Consider the following 23,575-nt stretch of genomic DNA (forward strand, 5'->3'; position numbering starts at 1 on the left):
GCTTCAAGCTCTCGTCTGATACCAATCTAAAGTGATGAGGCGGCAGTTGTTTTTTTTGAACCGCGCGCCGCGCGGTTCTCAAAAAACAACTCAAAAAAATAACTCATTGGCTCTCAGCGCGTAGCGCCATATCTGAGCAATGCTGGCACGAAAATAGGTATAAAATTTACCACACAACAAAAAATCCCCGACCAGAAGCCAGGGATTTATCAGGGTGCATCTACCATTCCTTTATACCTATAGGCAGGGATGAAATCAGGAAAAAATAGAGTTGTAAAGCAAGAATTCTGTTTGACTGCACAGAGAAAATAAAAATCCCCGACCAGAAGCCAGGGATTTATCAGGGTGCATCTACCACTCCCTTATACCTAAGGGTTTTTACTGGATCAGGAGAGTTTTGCTCAATTTTGATTACTGGCTCCTTCTTTCAGTCACAAGTGTCAGGCTAACCCACGCGCCCTGAGCATCATATCGACGAATCATCCGTTGCCGTAAACCTGCCGCTATTAGCCATCCTGCTTCTAAAAAGAACGGCTGACCCTTGGGAATCTGGATTGGCGTATTGGAGGACGCGCCATCGGGCAACAGCACCACCTGAATAGGGTACTGACCCTGCTCAAACCGAAGAATGCAGCCTTCAATAGCAGCAGTAGAAGTGAGACTTACTTCAGGAGCCGTGAGTTGCTGCACTAACCGATCGCCCTCTTTCTGAATGGATAGAGTCGTGGCATATCGATCGGGCGATCGCCAATCTGGGTAAATCGTTACCGCCTCTCCGTACCAGGTGCCCACAAGCTGGTCTAGTGTCAGCGGCGGGCGTTCTGCTCTGAGAGAGTCTTGGCGATGCTCTCGAACCAGCGTCAGACTAGAGAGCTGACTTCCTTTATCAAACAGCTGCACCAAGCGTAAGCGGCGATCGCCCTGCATAAAGCCCAGCTCAGCTCCAAACTCGGAGAACGGCGAAAACTGAAGGGAGCCTTGAGAAAATTCTCCCGTTTCAAACAGCAAAATACTGCGACCTAGCGTACTGTACTCCAAAACTTTATTCGAGAGAATTTCGCCTGTCTGACTAGAAACCTGTTGGATCGTCTGTCGAATGGTTCGATTGTTGCTCAAGCCTTCTAACGTCACCTGGCTGGAAGTCTCGTCCTGCAAAAGACCTTTAGGCGAAAAACGGCTAAAAGAACCTTGCCATACGCCTAGATTAGTCAGCAGGCTATCCCACTGCGAAATTGGGTCAGAGTAAGTCATAGATGATGCATGGTGAAAGCTTTGAGGGTCATAAATTTTAGGTTGATTACCGGAATGAACTACGATCGCGCTGTATATGTTTATATGGTTGAAAGCTGTGGATTTGGAAGAAGCATTGAACAAAGCATTCTCATATCCAATCTATGTCAACTCTTAATGAAGTTTTCTGCCATAACTCAGCACTGTTAAAGGCCTCTCTTACTATCGACTATAGAAGGATGTGAATGGTCTAGCTAAAGGGTATGATTTGACACCTAACTGTTCTATCAGGGTTATTTCACACAAGTTTTGCTTATGATCAGCCTCGTATCTATCCCGTCTGACTACAGCAGCTCTCTTTACGCCCTAGTTGCATTTTCCAGCTCTTCTAGCACCGTACTTAACTCTGGATTGCCGCAGGACTTAGAAGTGTTACAGCCAGTTTTAGGCGATCGGGCAGATTTCTGGGTCAGTGATTCGGTTAGCAATTCGGCAAGCCATCTGACTGCGCCACCCTCTTCAAACTCAGAACTTGAAGTTCAAGCTCAGACAACTCAAAGCCCTTTAACTTCAGTTCCTAGCCCGTCCTTACAATTTGTCAAAGCCATCTCTAGCTGGTCTTCTGGCATTAGCGAGTCCCTCAATTTTGATGCGCCCCTTGTAGCCGTTGTCGAGAATCCAAACCCGCGATCGCTCACTCCGCCTCCAGAAGCAAATGACACGAAGGAGTTGAGCAGCGTCAAGGGTGGAGGCACTTCCACAGAACAGCCTGAGCATGAACAGCGAGACTGTCTAGCCGCTGACGAAATGCTTCCTAAACCCGCTTTCAATCGAGTGTTTCAAGTGCAGGTAAAAGGGCAAACCATTGCCAATTTGCCGACTCAGGCTCAGGCAGATGCCCTCGCCCAGAGTTTGGAGCAAGCCCTGAACAATCCTGACTTTAGCCCAGAAACACTGCAAGCTACGATCGATCGCCTGACCCCGATAGGCAAGGCAGGAGAAATCATTCTGTTTCAAATTGACCCAGAGCTAATTTCTCAATTCGATCGGAACCCTGAACTCTTGGCAATCTCCTGGGTCAACAACTTGCGATCGGCTTTAGAGGTTCTGCCCGTGCCAATTGCAGAGGCACAAAGTCAGATGCATACGCTTAGCCTTACCCAAAAGCAGCTCAAGGGCAACGCCTCTTGGTATGACCCATCTTTTGCCGGAAGCCTGACTGCGACAGGCGAAACGTTTGATCCTGTGAAGCTAACGGCTGCTCACCCAACCTTACCCTTCGACACCTATCTCAAAGTTACTAATCAAGAAACACAGGATTCGGTTGTAGTACGCATTAACGATCGCGGCCCTTACCTGGAAGACCGATCGCTTGATCTTTCAGGTGAAGCGGCTCGCTGTCTCAATAGCGAAGCGTCTGGGGTTGTGCCCTACGAGGCAGTAGTGATGGAAAATCCTCAAGCGCCGCAAACTCAAGAGGCTCAGCCCACAGCTCCTTCCATAGCACCTTCCTCTGCCGAAGTTCCTCGCACAAACTGAGCAAATCTCAGCTTAGGATTGTGCGTCTTGCTGAGTCTAAGTCTGTTAAAAGAAGCGTGGAGTGCCTTTAAAGAAAATTGGATTTTACATGATCCATAATTTTAAGCAAACACCGTGCGGTTTAGCAGCAGTGAGTTGCTGGGCAAAATAATGTGGCGATCGCTGCTCACAATCAGCCATTCTTCTCCCTGAAGCTGACTCAGCAGACGGGTCACGGTTACACGGGTTGTACCGATCGCGTTGGCCAACTGTTGGTGGGTCAGCCGGACGCTAAGGCGCATTCCTTGAGGTACGGGTTGCCCAATTTCCTGCACCAGCAGCAGCAGTAGATGACGCAGCCGCTCCTCAACCCGACGGTAGCCCACCATCGCCAATATTGCCTCTGTCTGCTGCAAGCGACGAGTCAAGTGCCGAAACAGCCCTTGCATTAGCATCTGCGATTGCTGAATCTCAGCCATTTTGACCCGCATTAGATCTACATCGGTTAGCGCCATAGCTTGATAAGGTCGAATCAGCGCTAGCGGTAATCCAAAAGGCATGGAAGGACAGGCAAGCCCTAGCAGCGCTTCATCACCCGTATCGTAGAGGGTTCCGAGCTGAACCACGCCCCGACAGACCACAAAAATTTCGTCTGGGAGCATCCGAATGGTTTGACCACTTCGGTAAGGCTGCAAACTCCTCCCCTGGTATAGCTCTTCGAGCAGTTGGCGCAGATCGGGCTGTTGCTTTGCTTCTAAAACTGGGGAGTTCAGCATACCTATGTAACCTAGCTAACATTGAGGACTAGCATAGATTTCTCAGCTAAAGGCGAGGTAATTAAAAGGTTGTGGGGAGGTTAGCAAAGAGTAGCATCTGAGTTAAGGTTTTCGGAGATGTTACAAATTGCTCCTCTACTCTTCCAAACAGCGAATGGCTTCCAACATCCCTCGCGCCTTGTTCAGCGTTTCTTCATATTCTCGTTCGGGGTCGGAATCTGCTACTAGCCCTGCCCCAGCCTGAACGCTAACAAAGCGCTTACCGTCTGGATGGCTCTGAACCACTAGGGTGCGAATGGCGATCGCTGTGTTCAATTGTCCCTCAAAGTCATAGTAGCCGTATGAGCCGGAGTATACACCGCGCCGACAAGATTCCAAATTATGGATGATTTCCATAGCGCGAATTTTTGGGGCACCACTGACCGTTCCTGCTGGAAAACAGGCTTTGAGCAGCTCCCATGCCGTTTTGTCAGCACTTAGCTGCCCCACTACATTACTGACAATGTGCATGACGTGAGAATAGCGCTCAATCACCATCAGCTGATCGACCACGACCGTCCCGTTGGCGCAAACTCGCCCCAGATCATTGCGTCCTAAGTCCACCAGCATCACATGCTCGGCAACCTCTTTGGGATCTTGCAGCAAGTCTGTGGCAAATTCAGCATCTTGCTGAGGCGTTTTGCCTCTAGGGCGGGTTCCAGCGATCGGGCGTAGGGTCGCAATCTTCAGCCCCTCTGCTTCGGGCGACAGGTCGGCTTTGACCATTACCTCTGGACTAGAGCCTATGATCTGCCAGTCTTGAAAGTGAAAATACGCCATGTAGGGCGAGGGATTGATCAGCCGCAGCGATCGATACAGCGAAAACGGATCGCCTTTCAGCTCGGTCGAGAGGCGCTGGGAGATCACCACCTGGAAAATATCTCCTGCTCGAATATGCGCCTTGGCTTTTTCAACGTTGGCGCAATATTGCTCCTTTGTGGTGTTGCTGACATACCGAGCCGCCAAACCTTCGTCAGGGTTAGACTTCGATTTATTCGGCGGCGTCCATTGCAGCAGCGTGTCCCGACCTGAAAGCGGCAGTTGCAGCTTGTCTACAAGTTGAGTCACGCGATCGCAAGCAGATTCATAGGCTTGTTGGAGATCGATAGCAGGATCGCGCAAATCTGCATAGGCGATCGCCCAGATCTTGCGCTGCACTTGGTCAAAAATCAAAAGCTGGTCGATCTGCATCCACAGCCCGTCTGGCAAATCGCCCTCGCTCAGCGGATAGATCGGCACACGCGGCTCAATCCAGTGAATTAGCTCATAGCCCCAAAAGCCAAATAGCCCACCAATTCCAGGCGGCAGATGGGGCAGCTTGACCGGACGATAGGGGGCAAGGCAGGTCGCCAACGCCTCAAACGGATCGCCCTCAAAGATCTGCGTTGAGCCATCTCGATGCGTCTGAGTGGTGCGATCGCCCCTTGCCTCCAAAATCCATAGCGGATCGCAGCCCAAGAAGCTATAGCGTCCAATAATTTCGCCGCCCTCAATCGATTCCAGCAAAAAGCTATAGGGCTGTCCGGCGCAAACCTTATACCAGGCAGAAACGGGGGTATCTAGATCGGCAACCCACTCTTGAAAAACCGGAACGAAATTGCCTTGCTGAGCTAATTCTTTAAACTGCGCTAAATCAGGGAAGATCATTGCTACCGCACGCCGCATTTTTGATTTGGTGCATCCCAGTGTACCATTCCGCTTTCGTCTGGCTAGTGCGATCGCCGTTCGGAACAAGTTGAGAGCCATGACCCTCTAAAATTCGGGAAAGATACAGAGCGACAGCCTATTGGTTTCGCTATAGACTGTTAGAGGAGTAGGACTCAAAAAGTTGAAAGGTGCTGGACGAGTCGGGCTGAATTAAATGGTTTAAGTCAGTGATTTCTCCAGTCCCTACACCGAAGCGCTGAGGTGAGTAAAGCATAAATACTGTAGAGCTAATCTGCGCATTAACATAATCTAGAAGAACATAGTCTAAAGGTAGACTTAGGCGATCTCAACAACCCGCCTAGCTGCCTAGGCAAACAACTTTCTCTGCCCCTTTCTGACTAATCCATCGACTTCCAGTGACAGGAGAATCTGGTACCCATGAGAGATTTTGTTTTAGATGCCCCCGACCCCGATCGCTACACCTACTTTGTGGCGTACTATGGTCACGAATTTCAGAAGCAAACCGCAGTGCTGCATGTTCGTCACAGCTTCACTGACTCCATTCAGGATCTGCATGTTTGCATTCGCAGCCGTATTCAAGAGGTGTTAGGCGAGGAAACGCCTTCTTGCTATCACATTTTGGCATTGGCAGCACCCGAAGCGATCGCGGTTTAGCAGCACGTATCTCGTAAGCGCACATCCATAATGAATCAATCAAGGCATCAATAACGTGAATCTTTCATTGGATGAATAATCCGAGAGAGAGATTCCAAAACTTTGTTCTGTCAATTATTTTGGATTTTAGAGGCTCAGCAATGCGTAATGCAGTCTCAACAATTGAGTCGTAGCTATATTTCTTAAACCCTTGAATACTTCCAACCCCTCCGAGAGAACCATCAAACTTCCTTCAGATGTCTCTGAGGAGCTGCTGCTAGCTATTTGTGAATCTGTTGACATCATTGCGTGTGAATGTCCTGGTTACTTAGCCAGTCTTCTGCGGCAGGTACACAATTTCCGATCCTATACAAAGAGTTGCATTGAGCAGTTTCCCGAAGACGCTGAAACCCACGACTGGTTAAGCGATCGCGCTCAGCAAGTTGAGAAAATTCTGTATCAAACCGTGTTGGAGTTGATGCACAAGGAAAATCTCATCACAGACGACAATGAGCTTTCGCTAGATCGTTTATCAGAGCGTGCCCTATCGATCGCTTTAAGGCAAATTGATTAGCTTTAACTGTCTTTTCATATCTTGAGCCTTATCCAAGAAAGTCTCAATAGCTTAGGTGTCGGTAGAACTCATTGCGCTCGTAAAAATCTAGAAGCAGAGTTCGATAGTGCTGACTGAGAATTTGCTCATAATAATCTCGGTGATTTCAAGTCATAGTGACTTCAGCTCTCTCCTGTACTCCTAGATATAGCGCTGCGCGCTCAGAGCCAATGAGTTATTTTTGAGAGCCGCGCTCAGCGCGGCTCTCAAAAAATAAATTATCCTAACTCAATTCCGTAATGCTATATGCCAGTTGCTAAATGACTTTCAATACTACAGATCTCACGATCGTTAATGCTCAGATCCCCGATCGCTCTGGACTTTGGAACATTGGCATCGCCCAAGCCCAAATTATTGATATCTCACCCGCGATTGCTCCTGAAGCTCCGGCTGTTGAGATCATAGATGCTGGTGGTCGCCTGGTAATTTCTGGTCTGGTCGATGCCCACTTTCATCTCGACAAAGCTCTGCTACTCGATCGCTATCCCGCTCAGGAAGGCAACTTTGCCGAAGCCATGCGGGAAACCCTGCGGCTGAAGCAATCCTTTACGGTTGAGGACATTCAATCTCGCGCTAGACAGATGATTGAGAGAGCGATCGCCTTTGGCATAACCGCCATGCGTAGCCATGTTGAGGTCGATCCGATCGTGGGGCTAACGGGCATGGAGGCGCTGCTGCCGCTCCGCACAGAGTATGCCTGGGGCATGACGCTCCAGTTGGCGGTCTTTGCGCAGGAAGGAATGACCCCCGCCACCGAAAAGCTGCTGCGACAGGCAATGGCAATGGGTGGAGATGTGATTGGTTCTGCCCCCTACGTGGATGCTGATCCAGAGCGCAATGTGCAAATCATTTTTGACATTGCCCAAGACTTCGACTGTGACGTTGATTTTCATCTGGATTTTTTGGACGATTCAGAGCCGCTGCTCGTGCCGTTTGTGATTCAGGAAACCGTGAAACGCGGCTGGCAAGGGCGCGTCTGTCTGGGGCATATGACTAAGCTGGCGGCGCTAGAGCCGGGAGAACTAGCGGCGATCGCCCCCGCCCTTCGGGCTGCTGGAATATCTGTCTTAGCGCTACCCGCCTCCGATCTCTACATGATGTCCCGCCAAGACACTCATAACGTGCGGCGCGGCGTTGCCCCTGTGCATCAGCTTGCCGAACTGGGAGTCAATGTGGGGCTGGCAACCAACAATGTTATGAATCTATTTACGCCCTTTGGCGATGGCGATGTGCTAAAAATCTGTATGCTGCTCGCTCAGGTTTTGCAAATGGGCACGATTGCCAGTCATCAGCTCTGTCTCCGCATGGCGACGACTCAGGCGGCAAGGGCGATCGGCATTGAAACCTATGGCGTGGAGGTGGGAAAAACGGCTGATCTAGTGATTTTGGACGCTCGTTCGGTGAGTGAGGCGATCGCTTCACCTGTGGGACGAACCGTGATCAAGCAAGGAAAAGTTGTTGCCTCAAGTCGGCTGGAAAGTCAGCTATACAGGGAGCATCATCGATAAAATCGTTCAATCTTCTATTCTTTTAGCGATGGCGTGAGCCATAAGTCGGGTATAGGATAGAAGACTCAAAAATACATATAGCCCCCGATCTGACGCAGCCATGAGCCAATTTTTCCAATTCGAGACAGATTTCGCCACAACGCTACGCTGCATTCCCATGACGGTGCGCTACAAGCTGGATCGCTGCGGAGTCAAGCTGAAGCTGCACCATTGGAATCACCTCACGGCAGACGAGCGGCGAGTTCTGCTAGACACTCATTGCGCGACCGAAGCAGAAACTCAGGCTTATCGATCGCTCCTCCACCAATTTGTTCAGGCTCACTTAGACGAGACTCCGGCTGATCTACCGATCGAGAGTCATCCAGACTGGGCGGATCTATCCACCATTCCCGAAAGCGTTCAGGAGCAGGGGAATAGCTTGGGCGTTGCTCTCACGACTGGACAATGGGCGGGGTTAACCTCACTTCAGCGCTTTGTTCTAATTAAGCTCAGCCGCTCTAGCCACGAAAATGCAAATTTTTTACCTGCGCTAAGAGAGTTCCACTTGGTCTAGATTGCTGACTTCATCCTGGAAAGAGACTCACAAGTCTTCGCGCTTTGTATTTCTACTCACTTTATATTTCTACTTTATATCCGTTTCGTTAGCGCGCTTTTGAAACCAAGTTCTAGAATTCTAGAAGCCACACTTCTTGAGTGAGTGAACGAGGAATAAGCAAACAAGAGCCATGAGCGACACTGACCTAATTATTCTGGTAATTTTCCTCATCTGCGTGGCTTACGTCGTGAGTCGGGCGATCGATGATCTAGAGGCTCAAACTCGGATTGATTTTGACAAAAAAGATTTAGAAACCCAGCTAGAAGCAATGACGCTTGGAGAAGTCCAGCTCAAAGACATTGTTGAGGTGAGCTTCAAATTTGAGGATCGCTACAAGCACGGCGATCAGCCCAAAATGCTAGGGGCAACTATCAAGAATAAGTCTAAGAATGTCCAAATCTACGCCGACTGGGACAAAAGCACCCTGACCGACTTCGGCACCCCCTCCCGTCGCGTCATCCGTCTCAATGGCGACAAGCAAATCACCAGCACTAACCGTCCGATCGGCTCTCAATTTTCTAGCCCTGTCACTCCCGGCACTAGCCTTAGCGCTCAGCTCACTGCCGAAGACATCATGAAACCAAATCCTGATAAAAATGTGCTGGAGCCGAGCGCGCCTTTAGTCGATTTAGACGAACTTGAGAAAAAAGCTAAAGATAAAAAAGCCTCTAAAGAAATCAAAGACCTCAACAGCAACTTTAAGGATCGCAAAGCGCATCTCGACTTTTCTTTGCGTCTCATGCTGAAAATGAATCTGCTAGATGAGGGCGGCGGCAAGGAACATCAGTATCCGCTCTGGTGCAAATTTAAGGTGATCAATATGCCCTGGTGGGATCATATTCCTTGGAACCCCAAAAAATAGAGCAGGGTTTACTCTGTCACGCATTGATAGTGTTTCAAATGTGTTATTGATTTTTTGAAAGAGGCGCGGAGTGCCCCTTTTAAAAAATCAACAAGATGTCTAGAACATCACCCACGCGTTTATTCCGCAACCTACTAAACTAGGACAAAGGGAAGAGGAGGCGCAGGCGGTTGCGAATTGTCAAAGAATCCTGATGAAAGGAGACTCAAAGCAGTTTGAGGAAAGTCCGGGCTTCCGAAAGACTAAACTTGCTGGGTAACGCCCAGTGCGAGCGATCGTGAGGATAGTGCCACAGAAACATACCGCCGATGGAGTCTCACTAGCCTATGGGCTAGTGAGGCTAACAGGTAAGGGTGCAAGGGTGCGGTAAGAGCGCACCAGCAGCGTCGAGAGGCGCTGGCTCGGTAAACCCCGGTTGGAAGCAAGGTCGAAGGAGCGATCGGTTGGTCTTTTTCCGGCTCCGAGTAGGGGAGGAGAAATCCTGCTTCTGCGAAATCCGCTAGAGGTGTTTGGTGACAAACATCCCAGATAGATAACTGCCGTTTGGGTGGTTCTGCCATCCAAACAACAGAACCCGGCTTATGTCCGCCTCTTCCCGCCCCTATGGCGATTTTAGATTCTATGGCAACCGCCAAGGCGGTTAGGATGGGGACATTTATGGTGGGGCGCGAAGCGCCCCACCATAAATGTCCTAAGCAAACTGGCGACAGCCATAAAACCTTTCAGGACTTACGTAGATTGAGGTGAAATCTTCCCCCAACCCCCAATTCTGGGGGAGCTAGAGTTCAAAGTCCTCCAGAATTAGGAGATTTTGAGTGCAGATGCGTAAGTCCTAACCTTTCTGTAAATCCCCTTCGTTTAGTTTTGTTAGCTCAGTGAATTTTTCTGATCCGCGTCGTCAAAAGCAGTTACGCCAGCTCATGCAAAAGCTAGGGCTATCGGAGCAGGCTGTGTCTGTAATCAAATGGGACTTGCTGAACTTGGCGCTGACCCATCCTACGGCTTCGGCTGAGGCGAACTATGAGCGGCTAGAGTTTGTGGGCGATGCCGTAGTAAAGCTTGCTGCTGCCGCCTTTTTGTTTGAAACCTATCCTGCTGCCGCCGAGGGCGAACTTGCCGCCATCCGCAGCATTTTGGTCAGCGATCGCCTCCTGGCTCAAATTGCCGACCAGTATGGATGCGATCGCTATTTGCTGATGGCAAACAGCACCCTTGCCGACAAGGTGGGGCAAGAGTCTCGCCTAGCCGCTGCCTTTGAGGCAATTCTAGCGGCTCTCTACCTCAGCACAGCCAGCCTCAGCCTGATTCGTCCCTGGCTCGATCCGCACTTTCAGCAGTTTTCTGATGCCATCCGTCGCGACCCGACTCTGCAAAACTACAAGGGCGCGCTGCAAATCTGGACGCAAAACTACGGTCATGCTCTGCCAGAATATCGCGTCACCGAAGTAGGGCAAACTTACGGCGACAAAGAGCGTTTTGTTGCCGAGGTGTGGTTTCAAGACAAGCTCTGGGGACAGGGCAAAGGACAATCTAAAAAAGCTGCCGAGCAAGCTGCCGCACAGGTGGCATTTCTAGCGCTTCAAGAGCTGGGTGAAATAGGCAATCGCCCTTCAAATTTCAGCAATTCTTCGGAAACGTAGACCTGAAATTCCTGGGCACTCTATGAAGAGAATCAGCCACCAAGGGCAACCCATGGTTTTCACTCCACCTTCACCTCTGTCACTGGATTTAGCATCGCCTTTCGGAGCGATCGCTCAAATTCCTCTAATCCAAAATATCCAAGATTCAAAGTTTCATCCTGTCAATATTGCTATTTTGGGCGCTGGGCGTTGGGGTACACATCTGCTGCGAAATTTTGCGCATCATCCTCGATCGAACGTAGTCGCAGTGGTCGATCCTTGCGCTGAGCGGCTGACGGCAGTTGCAGCCGAATTTCAGCTTGATCGGGTTAAGTTGATCCAAGACTGGTCTGAGACGATGAACCTGCCGGGGCTGGAGGCGGTGGCGATCGCTACTCCTGCCGCCACTCATTACCCCTTGATTCGTGCCGCTCTGCAACAGGGGCTACATGTGCTAGCCGAAAAACCCCTCACCCTAGAGGTTGTCGAGGCGCTAGAGCTGTGTCATCTCGCCGCACAGCAGCAGAGACAGCTTGTCGTTGACCATACTTATCTCTTTCATCCGGCAGTCCAGCAGGGCAAGGCGGTGCTTCCTCGGTTGGGCAGCCCTCGCTACGGCTATGCCACCCGTACGCACCTAGGGCCTGTCCGCAGCGATGTCGATGCCCTCTGGGATCTGGCAATTCACGATATCGCTATTTTCAATTATTGGCTAGATGAAGTGCCCATCCAAGTTCAGGCACAGGGTAAAACTTGGCTGCAAACAGTGTCAAACAACTCACGATTCCCCAATGGATTATCTGATCTAGTGTGGGTCAAGCTGCTCTACCCTAGTGGATTTCAGGCTTCGATTCACCTCTGCTGGTCAAATCCTGATAAACAGCGGCGGCTCTGTCTCGCGGGCAGCCACGGCACGCTGGTCTTTGATGAGCTGGCACCTGATACGCCCCTCACGCTGTTGGAAGGGGGATTGTCCCAAGGGCATCAGGCGATCGATCAACATCGGCATGTCTTTAGTTTGGAGGATACCGAACCGCTCCATCAGGTCTGCGATCATTTTCTAACCTGCGTTCGAGAAAATCAGCCCTCTGACATTTCCTCTGGCTGGCTGGGCGCAGAATTAGTGCAAATTTTGTCGGCTTTGAGTCAATCTCTTAATCAAGATGGTCAGCCTGTCTCCTTAAAGCTTAAGCCTTAAGCTTTAAGCCTTGACCTTCAACTAGGCAGTCTCAGTTGACCTTACCTCAATTTTCAATAGGGCAACCGCCAAGGCGGTTAGGGCGGGGACGTTTAGGGTGGGGCGCGAAGCGCCCCACCCTAAACGTCCTAAACAGACTGGCGACAGCCATAACTTGTCCTTAACCAAGCTCAAAGCGCTGTAAGTAACGCAAGGTAGATCAACTGGACTTGGCATTAATTGCTGCTTCCCTAACCGGATTTTGGGTAATGTCATTGAAGCTGTCTTCAAGTACCGGAATCGCAATTTTGACCGTAGTGCCATGCCCCAGACCTTCACTATGGAGCGTAATATGTCCACCCATCATCTCTACTAAGTTGCGCGAGATAGCAAGCCCCAGTCCGGTGCCCTCAAATTTGCGCGTCGTCGTCCCATCCACCATGACAAACGGGCGGAATAGCTTGTGCTGCTGAACCGGATCAATACCAATGCCAGTATCGCTAATGGCTATGATCACCCAAAACTTTGTGCCCACAGCCTCGTCATCGTCATCTTTCGCTCCGTTGAGATGATGACCGTTGCTGCTAGCATAGGTTGCCTCAGCGGCAATCTGTTCTAGCTGGACTTCGATTGTAATGCCGCCCTGATCGGTGAATTTAATGGCGTTATAGACCACGTTGAGCAACACCTGCTTCAGCCGAGCGGCATCGGCACGGATCATTAGCGGTTCTGGCAGAGGGGTGACAGAGAGCTGCAAGCCCTTCTGCTGAATCGGCGCAGATTCTATGTCAATGGTTTCTTTGAGGATGTTGCGCAGATCAACCGTTTCGATCGTCAACGGCAGCTTTTCTTCTTCAATTCGCTGAATATCCAGCAAGTCATTAATGATCTTGAGCAGATGAATCGCCGCTTTATCGGCTTGACCTAGAAACTCATTTTCTTCTTCTTTGCTGTCGCAGCAATCGTCTTTAACTAGGCGAATGCAGCCAATAATGGCGTTCAGCGGTGTACGCAGCTCATGGGAGGTATTCGCCAAAAACTCGCTCTTTAACTGGTTGGCTGCCTCTGCATCCTGCAATGCTGACTCCAGTTCTTTAGTGTGTTCTTCTCGCCGCCCCACCATGTTGTCTAGCACCTCTGCCAGATGGTTTAGCTCTCGAATGCGGAAATTTCGAGGGGCACGCTCTAGGGAGTCACGCTCTAGAGCGTCACGCTTATGAATCCGCTGCGCATATTTGCCCAATTGTTCGATCGGCAATGCTAAATCTCTTGCCATGTAAAGCATTGCCAGCAGATGTGCCGCCAGCAACCCGGCAGTCAAAATTAACAAAGTTTGAGTAATGTTCTCCAGCCCTTGCAGGGCGCTGTCTAGCCTTGTGACTGCCAAAACTGTCCAGGTTTGACTTTCAGTTGCCGAAATGGGAATCGTTAGCGGACTAAAGCCTGCTACCCATTCGGTTTGATCCAGCGTCAGACCAAATAAATGACGAGAGCCTGTATCTCCCCGCTGCACGTTAGTCAGAATATCCTGAAACCGATCTTGATCAAGCTCCCTGGAGGTGTTGAGTCCAACCCGGTTGACCAAAGGGTGAGCCAACAACGTGCCGTCAGCCGCAATCACGACCGTGTACCCCTGAAGCAGCGCAATACTTTCGGGCTGCTTCAAAACCGTTTGAGCCGTCAAGCTATAGACAAGCTGTCCTGTTGTGTTGTAGACAGGCGTGCTCATCAGCAGATTGAGCTGGCTCTGAAAATTGATTTGGGGCGGTGAATTCAAACGATTTAGAGTCAGCGTATGAATCTGTAAACGGTTGGCATCCCCTAGATTTCTTTGCTTTGCCCAGGCGCTAGTGGAAACAGAGTCTAAAATCCGATCGCCGCAGGTTGTCGCAACAATCCGGTTGGCTTGCAGATTGCGGAGCTGAAGACACTGAACATCCGTAGGCAGCTGCTTTTGAAGCTGGTTGAGAAATACTTTTGACGCGGCTGGAGAGCCATATTGTAGAGCCGAGGTTTCGCTGGCGATCGCCAAGCCCGTTTGCAAATCTCGTAGAGCGGTATGAATCGTGTCTGCTTTGCGAACGGCGCTCTGCTCCAAATTTTGCCGAGCCGTATCCAGCAAACTAGCTCTTGCCCGACGAAACGTGACAGCCATTCCTAAAAACAGAATAGGAATGCTGAGCAACAAAATTCGCAGAAGCAAAATGCGGCGAAAGGAAGATTGACCTAGCGTTGCCATAACGGTTTCTCGACTTGGGGCAGCAAACCCTGCACAAAAATAGACCCCATCTAAAGATACTATTCAGATTACTCTGGATAGACCCGGCATGTCTTTATAAACTCCGGGCTTCCTGTGAAGAGACTCTAAACCTTGAGACGGAGCAGATGACAGAGCAAGCTAGGGCGCATGGAACGGTGGTACTGGCAATGAGTGCGGATGGCAAGATTGCAGATAGGGAGCGATCGCCCGCTCGATTTGGCTCAACGGCAGATAGACTGCATCTAGAAACGCAGATGGCTCAAGCGGACGGCGTGCTATTTGGCGCAGAAACGCTGCGTACCTATGGCACCACCTTGAGAATAACCCAACCTGACTTATTACAGCAGCGCCAGCAGCAGGACAAATTCCCTCAGCCTATTCATATTGTCTGTTCTAGCTCTGGCAGGCTCGATCCGGAGTGTCGATTTTTTCAGCAGGCGGTGCCTCGATGGTTGATGACTACCCCAGAAGGCGCAATGGGTTGGAGCGATCGCCCCGAATTTGAGCGGGTGCTAGTGGCGTGCTCCCCCGCTCCTCCCACGAATTGGCATCAAATATTTCAGCAGCTTGCGGCTTTGGGGCTTGAAAAAATTGTCGTAACAGGGGGCGGACAGCTCGTTGCTTCGCTCCTAGAGGCAGGTGTAATTGACGAGATTTGGCTAACGGTCTGTCCGCTAATTTTGGGCGGTGCACAATCTCCTACACCTGTTGATGGCTACGGCTTTCCGGCGCACCTTGCTCCACGGCTAGAATTGCTGTCTACTCAAGTGATGGGTTCAGAGGTCTTTTTGCACTACTATCTGCAATCTGCCCCGCCCCCTACAAACGAAGAAAAATTAAACTAACTTAAAGAAGGGCGATCGCTCCAGCAGCTTACCCCCGGCAGCTTACCCGCGATTTACCCTCAACACTCTCGCAATTCTTCCAATGGTCGAACAACTCAAACCCAGCTACACCGTCGCCTGGATTGACAAAATTGCTGACGTGCCCCAAGCAGAGTGGGATGCTCTGGCACTGCCCCTGAAAACCCCTTTTCTAGAATGGACTTGGCTTCATACGATGGAAGCTTCAGGCAGCGTCGGAGCTAAAACCGGATGGATGCCCTACCATCTGACCCTGTGGCGCAGTAACACCCTAATTGCTGCCGCGCCGCTTTACCTGAAGGGACATAGCTACGGCGAGTTTGTGTTTGATCATCAGTGGGCAGAGCTATCGCAGCGTTTGGGCATTCGTTACTATCCCAAGCTGCTAGGCATGTCGCCTTTTACTCCGGCAGAAGGCTATCGGTTTTTGATTGCGCCCGGTGAAGATGAAGAGCAAATCACGGCGCTGATGGTGGCTGAAATTGATCAATTCTGCGTTCGTAACAAGATTTCGGGCTGCAACTTTCTCTATGCCGATCCCCAGTGGCGGCTGACAATGGAGCGCCACGGCTTTTTACGCTGGCTGCATCACAGCTATGTCTGGAACAATCAGGACTTCCAGACTTTTGATGATTATCTAGGAGCCTTCAACGCTAATCAACGCCGCAATATCAAGCGAGAGCGCAAGGCAGTCGCCGAAGCCGGACTGCGCGTAGAGCCGTTGACGGGCGAACAAATTACGCCTGAGCTGCTGTCCACCGTGTATGACTTCTACAGCGATACCTGCGACAAGTTTGGCTGGTGGGGCAGCAAGTACCTCACCCGCGAATTTTTCGCGCAGCTTTATCCCCATTACATCGATCGCATTGTTCTCTTTGGGGTGTATCACGATGCGCCAACGCCAGTAGGGATGTCCTTCTGCTTGACGAAGGGCGACCAGCTTTATGGGCGCTATTGGGGTTCATTTCAAGATTTTGAAAATCTGCACTTTGATACCTGCTACTACACGCCGATCGAATGGGCGATCGCTCACAATATTCAAAACTTTGATCCGGGTGCGGGAGGTAAACACAAAAAGCGGCGGGGTTTTCCGGCTGCGCCCAACTATTCACTACACCGTTTCTATAATCCTCGCCTAACGCAGATTTTGGGCAACTACATTGAGGAAGTTAATGAAATGGAGCAGAACGAAATAGAGGCAATGAATGCAGATTTGCCGTTCAAACAAAAGTAGGTATTTAAGCAGATTGACTGTTTAGGTCAGAACAGACGGCAATTGATGTTTTCTTCAGAAAGAGTCAGAGAAAGTATTGTGTCGATGAAGATCCCGTAGAAACACTGTACCCACCCGAATGGAGTGTGGCAGCATATCGATTATGAGGATTAGGCAGCGATCGCTTCTTCAAAGAAAAGAACGCTGCTTCAAATCGTGCGATCGTATCGGGTCTAATTCAAGACGCAACTTCAGAGCAGTATGGCACTACATAATTAGCTTAGGACAAGTTATTTTCTAAAAGCCCCCCGTAGCGCGGCTTTCAGAAAATAGCTCATTTAGATCTAAGCGCGTAGCGCCATACAACTCCAGTTAATTCAGGGGCAACAACTCTCAGGCAGTGCAGCTATTTTGCCAGTAGTTCCCTATTTATCTGAGTTAAGCGGTAAGGAGATTCCTTTGTCAAAGTATGTTCATTGCGATTTTGGGGCACTATTCACCGCAATCCTGACGGTATCAACATTAGCTGTCATCGTACCTGCTAAGCCAAGCCCGGTACTCCAAAGAGCGATGAGTGCGCTACCCACTTCAATTTTGGTGTGTAGTCAGACTCTCGATCGCCCGGTATCGAGCTTTTCGGCAGCTGTCTTTCAAGATTCTTCAGAGAATCAGTATCAATCCTTGGCTGAAAGAATAGGGGGCAATCCCTAAAATCAGCTATTGCTCTCTGACATAGCAACCGCCTTGGCGGTTATGACGGGAACAATTAGGGTGGAGCGCGAAGCGCTCCACCCTAATTGTTCTAAACAAGCTGGGGGCGGCTATAAAATCTGGCACGAAAATAAAACCTATTGAGTTACAAAATAGGCTCCTACTCTTGTTGAGATAGGAGCCTATTTCTATTAAGAATTCAAAGAATCCTGAGCTTAGGGATGGAACAATAGATCGGGAAAGAATCGATTGAATTCAATCAAAATTCCAGCCGTTACAATCATCCAAGCCGTTGCCAAAACAGGTGCAGTAGAAAGGTATTTCAGAAGATATCCCATAGGTATGCTCCAAGAATGAATAGTGCCGCTTCTGAAGCGTACAAGTCAAAACTAGCGGGGTGAAACGGTGATTTCGTTATCCTTCGCAGTCAATTCACCTGTTGTCAGTTCCTTGACAGCTGCTAAGGGCCAAGCAAAACCCGTAAGCATAAACCGAATGGCCAAAGGAACGTCAATAATGATTTCCTTGAGTTCTGGGTTACTGTCTTTGCGAACGGCAATGACATAAGCGCGGCCGACCCAACCAATCCAGCCAGCGATATAGAGGAACAAAATGCTGGGGATGATGAATTCACCCAGGTGATCGAGGCGACCATCGACAATCAGATGGGGTAAACCATCGGTGCCGCAAAGAACATTAGAGTTGGCATAGGCATCAAACCGCGCCTTAGCTTGATCTGTTGTGGCATTGGCAGCACGCGCCAAGAACGCTTTAGACTGACCGCAAGGAGTCAGACCCGCTACATCTGCCGAGGCAGAAGGTGCAAAACCAAAGCACAGGAAAAGAACAAGAGCTAGAGCAAACAATCTTCGCATGGAGTTGTTTCCCTTCATTTATAAATTACAAAGTTTTTGTACAAAAGGTTAAGTTATTTGTACAAGGGGTGTTGAACTATCAGAGCAATCATACTCCTCAAGGTTGACGCAGTAAAGTTAAGCTTTAAAAGAAGTTTACTGAGTTTTTGGATCAGTTGAACGGTGAATATTTGATAGAGAGATAAGAATTAGAAACTAGCGGTTGCAATCGCCGCCCAAAGCCCGATCGCCCCACTATCAACAGCTTAAATGTCTATAGTAAAGATTCAGCCTATTTACTTAATTTGCAGACAAGCTTTGCACTTCACAAAAAACTACAATTCAATCATTTCGTAACGAAAATTTAGACTTCTCTCCTTCTATCGAATTTGAGCTTCATCTCCCTATGTCTACCGTTCTTGCCATTGAAACAAGCTGCGACGAAACATCAGTGGCGATCGTCCACGATCGCCAGGTCTTGGCTAACATCGTCTCGTCCCAAATTGCCATCCATCAGCAGTACGGCGGCGTGGTGCCAGAGGTGGCTTCGCGGCAGCATGTGGAAACGGTGAATGGGGCGATCGCTCAAGCTTTTGAGCAGGCTCATATTCACGGGGCAGACCTAGACTGGACAAACATAGACGGCATTGCCGCCACCTGTGCGCCGGGGCTAGTAGGAGCATTACTGGTCGGGCTAACGGCAGGAAAAACCCTGGCGATGCTCCACCAAAAGCCGTTTTTGGGAGTGCATCATTTGGAGGGTCATATTTATGCTGCTTACCTCAGCGAACCCGATCTGCATCCGCCGTTTCTCTGCTTGCTGGTGTCTGGTGGTCATACAAGCCTAATTTTTGTCAAAGACTGCGGCACCTATGAGATTTTGGGGCAAACGCGCGATGATGCAGCCGGAGAAGCCTTTGATAAAGTCGCCCGATTGCTGAATTTAGGCTATCCCGGTGGGCCTGTGATCGATCGCCTGGCTCAGATGGGCAATCCTCGTGCCTTTCCGCTGCCTGAAGGGCAGGTGTCTTTGCCAGAGGGCGGCTATCACCGCTATGACTCCAGCTTTAGCGGCTTGAAGACGGCTGTGCTGAGGCTTACGCAAAAGCTACAGCAACTTGATCCTCAACTGCCAACGGTCGATATTGCTGCCAGCTTCCAGGAAACGGTGGCGAAGGCGTTGACCAAACGGGCGATCGCTTGCGCCCTGGATTACGGACTCACGACGATCGTGGTAGGAGGTGGAGTGGCTGCTAACAGCGCCTTGCGGCAGCATCTGCAAACGGCGGCAATCTCCCACAATTTGCGGGTGCTGTTTCCACCCCTCCAGTTTTGCACCGACAATGCCGCCATGATTGCCTGCGCTGCTGCCGAGCATCTCAACCAAGGGCATCGATCGGCTATGACCCTGGGAGCACAGTCCAGGATGGCAATTTCGGACGTGATGCAGCTTTATAGCATTACGTAATTGAGTTAGGACGAGTTATTTTTTGTTATCAGGACAAAGCACCCGTAACAAAAATCCTTCCTTTTGAGAACTCCTTACAGATGAAGCAACTGGCGACGACGCGTAATCTGCGCGGGTTCTACATTAACCACGGCTTCCGCAAAGGGCAGAGTGCGCGATCGCTTGTTAAACACGTTGAACTGATAGACCTGTTGATGGGTATAGTCTAACGCCGTTAGCCAGCCGCTCTTAGGGTGATATGCGCCCGTATCAATATCTAACCAGCCCCGCCCACGAGCTAGTTCGCCGGGAGCCACGCCTGGAAGGGTAAAGGTGATGGTATGCCCGGTGATAATCACCTTGTCTGCAAAATAAGGCTTGAGGCTGCCATGGAATTCTTCTCGAATCCAGCAATACTCCTGCGCAGTTTGGGCGTGAATTGGCAAGCGCGGATGCAGCCCTGCATGAACCAGCCAAACATCGCCTAAGTCAAGGTGAGTTGGCAGAGTGCGTAGCCAGGTAATGTTTTCTAAAAGCAGCTCAGGATCGGTGTAGCTGGCTACCGTGTTTTGTCCGCCACTTTGCAGCCAGGCTTGCAGCGCGTACTGAGAGACGCGATCGCTCTCTGGAAACGCCTCCAGTAAAAGCTGCTCATGGTTGCCCAGGACGCAAAAATAGCCCTGCTCCCGGACAAACTGAATCACATCGGCGCTTTTGGGCCCCCGATCGATCAAGTCTCCCACGAAGTAAACTTGGTCGGCTTTACCGGGTGCGATCGTCTCCAGCAGTTGCAGCAAGCCATCGTAATGACCATGGACATCTCCGATAAAAATGCGCCGATCGCTAACCACGTTTTTCCAGTTCCTCTTATACAATTCAAAAAATTACAATTTAAAAAATCGTTGTATCAAATCTAGTGCATCTAACAAGCTTATATGAGGAGAAAGGCATTGTGTCTTTTGATGCTGTCTTTTTAGTGTGCCCAAGAATAGGTAGCGACGGCAACTTTAAATCTTGAAGTTTACGTGAGATTCTAACCTCACTTGCCCTTTTTACCTAACCGAAATTACCGTAAAGACCGCCGGAAATTAAAAGCACCTTTAAAAACAAAAAGCGGCGTAGCGCGCCGCTTGCTTAAGAATTTAGACAATAGGGTAGTTCCCAAGGGGGAATGATTTTTGTGGTGAATCTTGAGAGTGAGGAAGCTTTCAGATTAAATGGACTGCTGAGGCTCCACCAGATTTTCTAGCCCTTTGATGACCTTGGCAGAGATCACCTTATCTCCTTGCTTAATTTCTCTCAATACCTCTTTATTCTCGGTCACATACCCAAATACAGAATATCGACCGTCCAGTAAATTCAGACCTGCCGGGGTCAATTCTGGCTCAAATAGGAAGAAAAAGAACTGAGAAGAGCCACCATTTGGCTCTGTTTCTGGGCGTGCCATGCTGAGAGTGCCATAGGCAGAGAAGGGCAGCACCGGCTGATCGAGGTAGCGTCCAGCATCTTCTAGCGTGATGCCGTAGGTGGGCTGAGAGTCACCTTTCACCATGACTTCCAGAGGCACAGCACGATATTTGCCTGTATCCGGGTCAATGAAGCCATCTTCTTTACCCGGCGGATCGCCGATTTGCAGCACATAAAAGTCTTCGGCGCGAGTAAACGAAAGACCGTCATAGAAGCCCCGCTGCACCAAATCGACAAAGTTACCTGCGGTGACGGGTGCGTTATAGCCGTCTACCACTAGCGTCACCTTGCCCTGAGTCGTCTCCATCTCAATCGTGGCGCGTCCTTTGAGCTGGGGCAGATTGCTGTATTCTGCGGGAACTTCGTAGGGAAAGCGATCGACCATCAAGTCTTCTAGTAGCCCCACCTTGTCTAAAATGTGCGATCGCTTCACCTGGATTGCTGCTTTGTCCTGCGCCTCCACATCAGCCCGCATATTCTCGACATCAGCCTTCATTTCGGCAATCAGCGCTTCTGCCTGGGGCTGGCGATCGGCAGGAACCCCAGCTAGCAGCGCCGCTTTTTTGACGGTCAGCACTCTGTTTGCCGTTGCCAGGTTGCGCGTTAAGCCGCTGATACGCCTAGCTCTCAGGGCATCTGACATTGTTTCAAACGTGCGCTGCAACTCACGGACAGGCTTGTTTTCAATAGGCAGAGCATTGCGAAGGAGAGCTTTGCCATCTGTAACAGCGTTGCCGGGGGGCAGAGCGATCGCCGTGCCCCTATTCAATCCGGTCGCCATAAACCCAGTTGTCAAGTTAAATCCGATAGCTAGAGCGATCGCCACAACTGTCACAACACTCACCCTTGCCACAGACCGAAGAATAGTCTGACAAGTCTCTTGAAAGCTCACTCGCTGCATGAATAGGATTCCTGTCTCTCATCATCTTCCCTTGGTATTTTCCCACAGATAGGTATTCGATCGGCTCTTCACCCGTCCTACTGCGTTTTGTGCTTGGTGAAGTATGGGTTATTTTTGTAGAAGCCCCGCGGAGCGGGGCTTCTACAAAAATAACTGTGGTTTATGCAATTGAAAATTGCTGTGGGTATAGCAACCGCCAAGGCGGTCAGGACAGGAACATTTTGGGTGGGGCGCTTCGCGCCCCACCCAAAATGTCCTAAGCAAACTGGCGACAGCTATAAATCTTTAACCTCAATCCTCTAAACTTGTTCTCTAAGAATTACTGCCCCCCCTGTGACATCAATCCCGCTGAGCGGTAAAATGAGTTGCCGATTGTTCTCTAGGCACATTGCTCTCTGGGCGCATTGTTCTCTAGGTGCATTGTTCTCTAGGCGCATTACTTCTCAAACACAGATTGTTTTTCAAATACAGCAGGACTCATGATTTCCAGTAACGACTTTCGCCCCGGTGTCAGCATTGAGTTGGATGGGTCGGTGTGGCGAGTAGTGGAATTCCTACACGTTAAGCCAGGGAAAGGCTCAGCCTTTGTTCGCACTAAGTTAAAAAATGCCCAGACTGGCAGCGTCGTTGAGCGGACGTTTCGTGCCGGGGAAAGTTTGCCGCAGGCGGTGTTAGAGAAAAGCACGATGCAGCATACCTATAAAGAAGGGGACGACTATGTCTTCATGGACATGGAAACCTATGAAGAAGGTCGTCTGAGCGCTGCGCAGATTGGCGATCGCGTCAAATACCTGAAAGAGGGGATGGAAGTCAACGTGGTGCGATGGGGTGCGACGGTGATGGAGGTGGAGCTGCCAAACTCGGTCGTTCTAGAAATTACCCAAACTGACCCCGGCGTGAAGGGCGACACGGCAACAGGTGGCACGAAGCCAGCGATCGTTGAAACGGGTGCTCAGGTGATGGTGCCTCTCTTTATTACGACGGGCGAACGAATCAAAATTGATACGCGCACCGATACTTACCAAGGTCGAGAGACATAATCGGCAGGAAATCGGCAGGATAGCGTGTCTCGTGGCTCGTCATTGCTGTAGAACTGGCAGGTGGAACTAGAAGTAAGGTGGAATTAAAAGACTGTGGAATTAGACTTTAACGAACTCCGTGAACTGCTGACCGTCATTAATCAGACAGATATTGCGGAATTCACCCTCAAGAGTGGCGAATTTGAACTCATGGTGCGCAAAGGCGCCCCTTTGGAGACCTATGTGCCTCCTGCCAATGGGTCATCTGGAGCCGTTCCGCCGCCTTCCCCTGCTTCTCTACCTAACATCGTGGCGAGTCCGCCTCCCTCTGCCTCTCCTCGCGCCAACGAGAAGCTCTTGACGGTGACGGCACCGATGGTCGGCACGTTTTATCGATCGCCTGCCCCTGACGAGCCGCCTTTTGTGGATATGGGCGATCGCATTCGTCCAGGGCAAACGGTCTGCATCATTGAAGCCATGAAGCTGATGAATGAGCTGGAATCTGAAGTGGCAGGCGAGATTGTAGAAATTTTGGCGAAAAACGGCGATCCTGTCGAGTACGGACAGGTCTTGATGCGGGTGAATCCGGGCTAGGCTCCCTC

Annotated in this window: 24 protein-coding genes and 1 other RNA gene; 16 read left to right on the plus strand and 9 right to left on the minus strand. The window is 50.2% G+C overall.

Going from position 1 to position 23,575, the window contains the following annotated elements; genetic code table 11:
• Positions 1 to 411: 411 nt before the first annotated feature.
• Complete coding sequence (locus AC5JMP_RS22575) at positions 412 to 1,251, minus strand: DUF3598 family protein (RefSeq protein WP_495853752.1); 840 nt, start codon at positions 1,249 to 1,251, stop codon at positions 412 to 414.
• A 294-nt stretch (positions 1,252 to 1,545) separates the two neighbouring features.
• Here AC5JMP_RS22575 and AC5JMP_RS22580 point away from each other — a divergent pair, with 294 nt between their 5' ends.
• Positions 1,546 to 2,769, plus strand: a complete 1,224-nt coding sequence (locus tag AC5JMP_RS22580) for a septal ring lytic transglycosylase RlpA family protein (RefSeq protein ID WP_495853753.1) — start codon at positions 1,546 to 1,548, stop codon at positions 2,767 to 2,769.
• A 101-nt stretch (positions 2,770 to 2,870) separates the two neighbouring features.
• Here the strand turns inward: AC5JMP_RS22580 and AC5JMP_RS22585 are convergent, their stop codons facing one another.
• Both AC5JMP_RS22585 and AC5JMP_RS22590 read right to left on the minus strand, forming a co-directional pair.
• On the minus strand, positions 2,871 to 3,524 hold the full coding sequence (locus AC5JMP_RS22585) for a Crp/Fnr family transcriptional regulator (RefSeq protein ID WP_495853754.1): 654 nt from the start codon (positions 3,522 to 3,524) through the stop codon (positions 2,871 to 2,873).
• Between the two features lie 135 nt (positions 3,525 to 3,659).
• The gene (locus tag AC5JMP_RS22590) at positions 3,660 to 5,210 is read right to left on the minus strand and encodes an anthranilate synthase component I family protein (RefSeq protein WP_495853883.1); all 1,551 of its coding nucleotides are present in this window, start codon (positions 5,208 to 5,210) and stop codon (positions 3,660 to 3,662) included.
• Positions 5,211 to 5,648: 438 nt separating this feature from the next.
• Here AC5JMP_RS22590 and AC5JMP_RS22595 point away from each other — a divergent pair, with 438 nt between their 5' ends.
• From AC5JMP_RS22595 to AC5JMP_RS22635, 9 genes are all read left to right on the plus strand, one after another.
• A complete protein-coding gene (locus AC5JMP_RS22595; protein ID WP_495853755.1) occupies positions 5,649 to 5,885 on the plus strand; it encodes a hypothetical protein in 237 nt (78 codons plus the stop codon).
• 190 nt (positions 5,886 to 6,075) lie between these two features.
• Positions 6,076 to 6,438, plus strand: coding sequence for a hypothetical protein (locus AC5JMP_RS22600; RefSeq protein WP_495853756.1), 363 nt, complete (start codon positions 6,076 to 6,078; stop codon positions 6,436 to 6,438).
• Between the two features lie 299 nt (positions 6,439 to 6,737).
• Positions 6,738 to 7,985 (plus strand): amidohydrolase family protein, encoded by a 1,248-nt coding sequence (locus AC5JMP_RS22605; protein WP_495853757.1) that lies wholly within the window; start codon positions 6,738 to 6,740, stop codon positions 7,983 to 7,985.
• A gap of 100 nt (positions 7,986 to 8,085) precedes the next feature.
• A complete protein-coding gene (locus tag AC5JMP_RS22610) occupies positions 8,086 to 8,538 on the plus strand; it encodes a nitrate reductase associated protein (RefSeq protein ID WP_495853758.1) in 453 nt (150 codons plus the stop codon).
• Positions 8,539 to 8,710: 172 nt separating this feature from the next.
• Positions 8,711 to 9,442, plus strand: a complete 732-nt coding sequence (locus tag AC5JMP_RS22615; protein WP_495853759.1) for a hypothetical protein — start codon at positions 8,711 to 8,713, stop codon at positions 9,440 to 9,442.
• A 153-nt stretch (positions 9,443 to 9,595) separates the two neighbouring features.
• An RNA gene (rnpB, locus tag AC5JMP_RS22620) (RNase P RNA component class A) lies at positions 9,596 to 10,039 on the plus strand.
• A 6-nt stretch (positions 10,040 to 10,045) separates the two neighbouring features.
• A complete protein-coding gene (locus AC5JMP_RS22625) occupies positions 10,046 to 10,189 on the plus strand; it encodes a hypothetical protein (RefSeq protein ID WP_495853760.1) in 144 nt (47 codons plus the stop codon).
• A gap of 128 nt (positions 10,190 to 10,317) precedes the next feature.
• The gene (gene rnc, locus AC5JMP_RS22630; RefSeq protein ID WP_495853761.1) at positions 10,318 to 11,082 is read left to right on the plus strand and encodes a ribonuclease III; all 765 of its coding nucleotides are present in this window, start codon (positions 10,318 to 10,320) and stop codon (positions 11,080 to 11,082) included.
• Positions 11,083 to 11,134: 52 nt separating this feature from the next.
• Entirely contained in the window at positions 11,135 to 12,259 is a 1,125-nt protein-coding gene (locus AC5JMP_RS22635) for a Gfo/Idh/MocA family protein (RefSeq protein ID WP_495853762.1), read from the plus strand.
• A 21-nt stretch (positions 12,260 to 12,280) separates the two neighbouring features.
• Here AC5JMP_RS22635 and AC5JMP_RS22640 read toward each other — a convergent pair whose 3' ends face one another.
• Complete coding sequence (locus AC5JMP_RS22640; protein ID WP_495853763.1) at positions 12,281 to 12,475, minus strand: hypothetical protein; 195 nt, start codon at positions 12,473 to 12,475, stop codon at positions 12,281 to 12,283.
• A complete protein-coding gene (locus AC5JMP_RS22645; RefSeq protein ID WP_495853764.1) occupies positions 12,459 to 14,477 on the minus strand; it encodes a sensor histidine kinase in 2,019 nt (672 codons plus the stop codon). Before AC5JMP_RS22645 ends, AC5JMP_RS22640 begins: the two co-directional genes overlap by 17 nt.
• Before the next feature lie 146 nt (positions 14,478 to 14,623).
• On the opposite strand from AC5JMP_RS22645, the gene AC5JMP_RS22650 reads away from it, so the two are divergent.
• From AC5JMP_RS22650 to AC5JMP_RS22660, 3 genes are all read left to right on the plus strand, one after another.
• Positions 14,624 to 15,343, plus strand: a complete 720-nt coding sequence (locus AC5JMP_RS22650) for a RibD family protein (protein WP_495853765.1) — start codon at positions 14,624 to 14,626, stop codon at positions 15,341 to 15,343.
• A gap of 82 nt (positions 15,344 to 15,425) precedes the next feature.
• Complete coding sequence (locus tag AC5JMP_RS22655; RefSeq protein ID WP_495853766.1) at positions 15,426 to 16,595, plus strand: GNAT family N-acetyltransferase; 1,170 nt, start codon at positions 15,426 to 15,428, stop codon at positions 16,593 to 16,595.
• 438 nt (positions 16,596 to 17,033) lie between these two features.
• The gene (locus AC5JMP_RS22660; RefSeq protein WP_495853767.1) at positions 17,034 to 17,285 is read left to right on the plus strand and encodes a hypothetical protein; all 252 of its coding nucleotides are present in this window, start codon (positions 17,034 to 17,036) and stop codon (positions 17,283 to 17,285) included.
• Positions 17,286 to 17,500: 215 nt separating this feature from the next.
• Here AC5JMP_RS22660 and psaJ read toward each other — a convergent pair whose 3' ends face one another.
• Both psaJ and AC5JMP_RS22670 read right to left on the minus strand, forming a co-directional pair.
• A complete protein-coding gene (psaJ, locus tag AC5JMP_RS22665; protein WP_495853768.1) occupies positions 17,501 to 17,623 on the minus strand; it encodes a photosystem I reaction center subunit IX in 123 nt (40 codons plus the stop codon).
• 51 nt (positions 17,624 to 17,674) lie between these two features.
• Positions 17,675 to 18,160 (minus strand): Photosystem I reaction center subunit III, encoded by a 486-nt coding sequence (locus AC5JMP_RS22670; RefSeq protein ID WP_495853769.1) that lies wholly within the window; start codon positions 18,158 to 18,160, stop codon positions 17,675 to 17,677.
• A 385-nt stretch (positions 18,161 to 18,545) separates the two neighbouring features.
• Between AC5JMP_RS22670 and tsaD the strand changes: the two genes are divergently transcribed.
• A complete protein-coding gene (gene tsaD / locus AC5JMP_RS22675) occupies positions 18,546 to 19,607 on the plus strand; it encodes a tRNA (adenosine(37)-N6)-threonylcarbamoyltransferase complex transferase subunit TsaD (RefSeq protein WP_495853770.1) in 1,062 nt (353 codons plus the stop codon).
• A 74-nt stretch (positions 19,608 to 19,681) separates the two neighbouring features.
• Here the strand turns inward: tsaD and AC5JMP_RS22680 are convergent, their stop codons facing one another.
• Both AC5JMP_RS22680 and AC5JMP_RS22685 read right to left on the minus strand, forming a co-directional pair.
• A complete protein-coding gene (locus tag AC5JMP_RS22680) occupies positions 19,682 to 20,437 on the minus strand; it encodes a metallophosphoesterase (protein WP_495853771.1) in 756 nt (251 codons plus the stop codon).
• 362 nt (positions 20,438 to 20,799) lie between these two features.
• Complete coding sequence (locus AC5JMP_RS22685; RefSeq protein WP_495853772.1) at positions 20,800 to 21,954, minus strand: peptidylprolyl isomerase; 1,155 nt, start codon at positions 21,952 to 21,954, stop codon at positions 20,800 to 20,802.
• Positions 21,955 to 22,433: 479 nt separating this feature from the next.
• Here AC5JMP_RS22685 and efp point away from each other — a divergent pair, with 479 nt between their 5' ends.
• Positions 22,434 to 22,994: an elongation factor P gene (gene efp, locus AC5JMP_RS22690; protein ID WP_495853773.1), complete on the plus strand. Its 561-nt coding sequence runs from the start codon at positions 22,434 to 22,436 to the stop codon at positions 22,992 to 22,994.
• 93 nt (positions 22,995 to 23,087) lie between these two features.
• Entirely contained in the window at positions 23,088 to 23,567 is a 480-nt protein-coding gene (gene accB / locus AC5JMP_RS22695) for an acetyl-CoA carboxylase biotin carboxyl carrier protein (protein WP_495853774.1), read from the plus strand.
• The last annotated feature ends 8 nt before the right edge of the window (positions 23,568 to 23,575 follow it).

The sequence above is a fragment of the Drouetiella sp. genome (genome assembly GCF_059504425.1).

Coding starts and splice junctions, on each gene's coding strand:
- AC5JMP_RS22575 (WP_495853752.1), bottom strand. CDS start 1,251: ATGACTTACTCTGACCCAATTTCGCAGTGGGATAGCCTGCTGACTAAT.
- AC5JMP_RS22580 (WP_495853753.1), top strand. CDS start 1,546: ATGATCAGCCTCGTATCTATCCCGTCTGACTACAGCAGCTCTCTTTAC.
- AC5JMP_RS22585 (WP_495853754.1), bottom strand. CDS start 3,524: ATGCTGAACTCCCCAGTTTTAGAAGCAAAGCAACAGCCCGATCTGCGC.
- AC5JMP_RS22590 (WP_495853883.1), bottom strand. CDS start 5,210: ATGATCTTCCCTGATTTAGCGCAGTTTAAAGAATTAGCTCAGCAAGGC.
- AC5JMP_RS22595 (WP_495853755.1), top strand. CDS start 5,649: ATGAGAGATTTTGTTTTAGATGCCCCCGACCCCGATCGCTACACCTAC.
- AC5JMP_RS22605 (WP_495853757.1), top strand. CDS start 6,738: ATGACTTTCAATACTACAGATCTCACGATCGTTAATGCTCAGATCCCC.
- AC5JMP_RS22610 (WP_495853758.1), top strand. CDS start 8,086: ATGAGCCAATTTTTCCAATTCGAGACAGATTTCGCCACAACGCTACGC.
- AC5JMP_RS22615 (WP_495853759.1), top strand. CDS start 8,711: ATGAGCGACACTGACCTAATTATTCTGGTAATTTTCCTCATCTGCGTG.
- AC5JMP_RS22625 (WP_495853760.1), top strand. CDS start 10,046: ATGGCGATTTTAGATTCTATGGCAACCGCCAAGGCGGTTAGGATGGGG.
- AC5JMP_RS22635 (WP_495853762.1), top strand. CDS start 11,135: ATGGTTTTCACTCCACCTTCACCTCTGTCACTGGATTTAGCATCGCCT.
- AC5JMP_RS22640 (WP_495853763.1), bottom strand. CDS start 12,475: ATGCCAAGTCCAGTTGATCTACCTTGCGTTACTTACAGCGCTTTGAGC.
- AC5JMP_RS22645 (WP_495853764.1), bottom strand. CDS start 14,477: ATGGCAACGCTAGGTCAATCTTCCTTTCGCCGCATTTTGCTTCTGCGA.
- AC5JMP_RS22650 (WP_495853765.1), top strand. CDS start 14,624: ATGACAGAGCAAGCTAGGGCGCATGGAACGGTGGTACTGGCAATGAGT.
- AC5JMP_RS22655 (WP_495853766.1), top strand. CDS start 15,426: ATGGTCGAACAACTCAAACCCAGCTACACCGTCGCCTGGATTGACAAA.
- psaJ (WP_495853768.1), bottom strand. CDS start 17,623: ATGGGATATCTTCTGAAATACCTTTCTACTGCACCTGTTTTGGCAACG.
- AC5JMP_RS22670 (WP_495853769.1), bottom strand. CDS start 18,160: ATGCGAAGATTGTTTGCTCTAGCTCTTGTTCTTTTCCTGTGCTTTGGT.
- tsaD (WP_495853770.1), top strand. CDS start 18,546: ATGTCTACCGTTCTTGCCATTGAAACAAGCTGCGACGAAACATCAGTG.
- AC5JMP_RS22685 (WP_495853772.1), bottom strand. CDS start 21,954: ATGCAGCGAGTGAGCTTTCAAGAGACTTGTCAGACTATTCTTCGGTCT.
- efp (WP_495853773.1), top strand. CDS start 22,434: ATGATTTCCAGTAACGACTTTCGCCCCGGTGTCAGCATTGAGTTGGAT.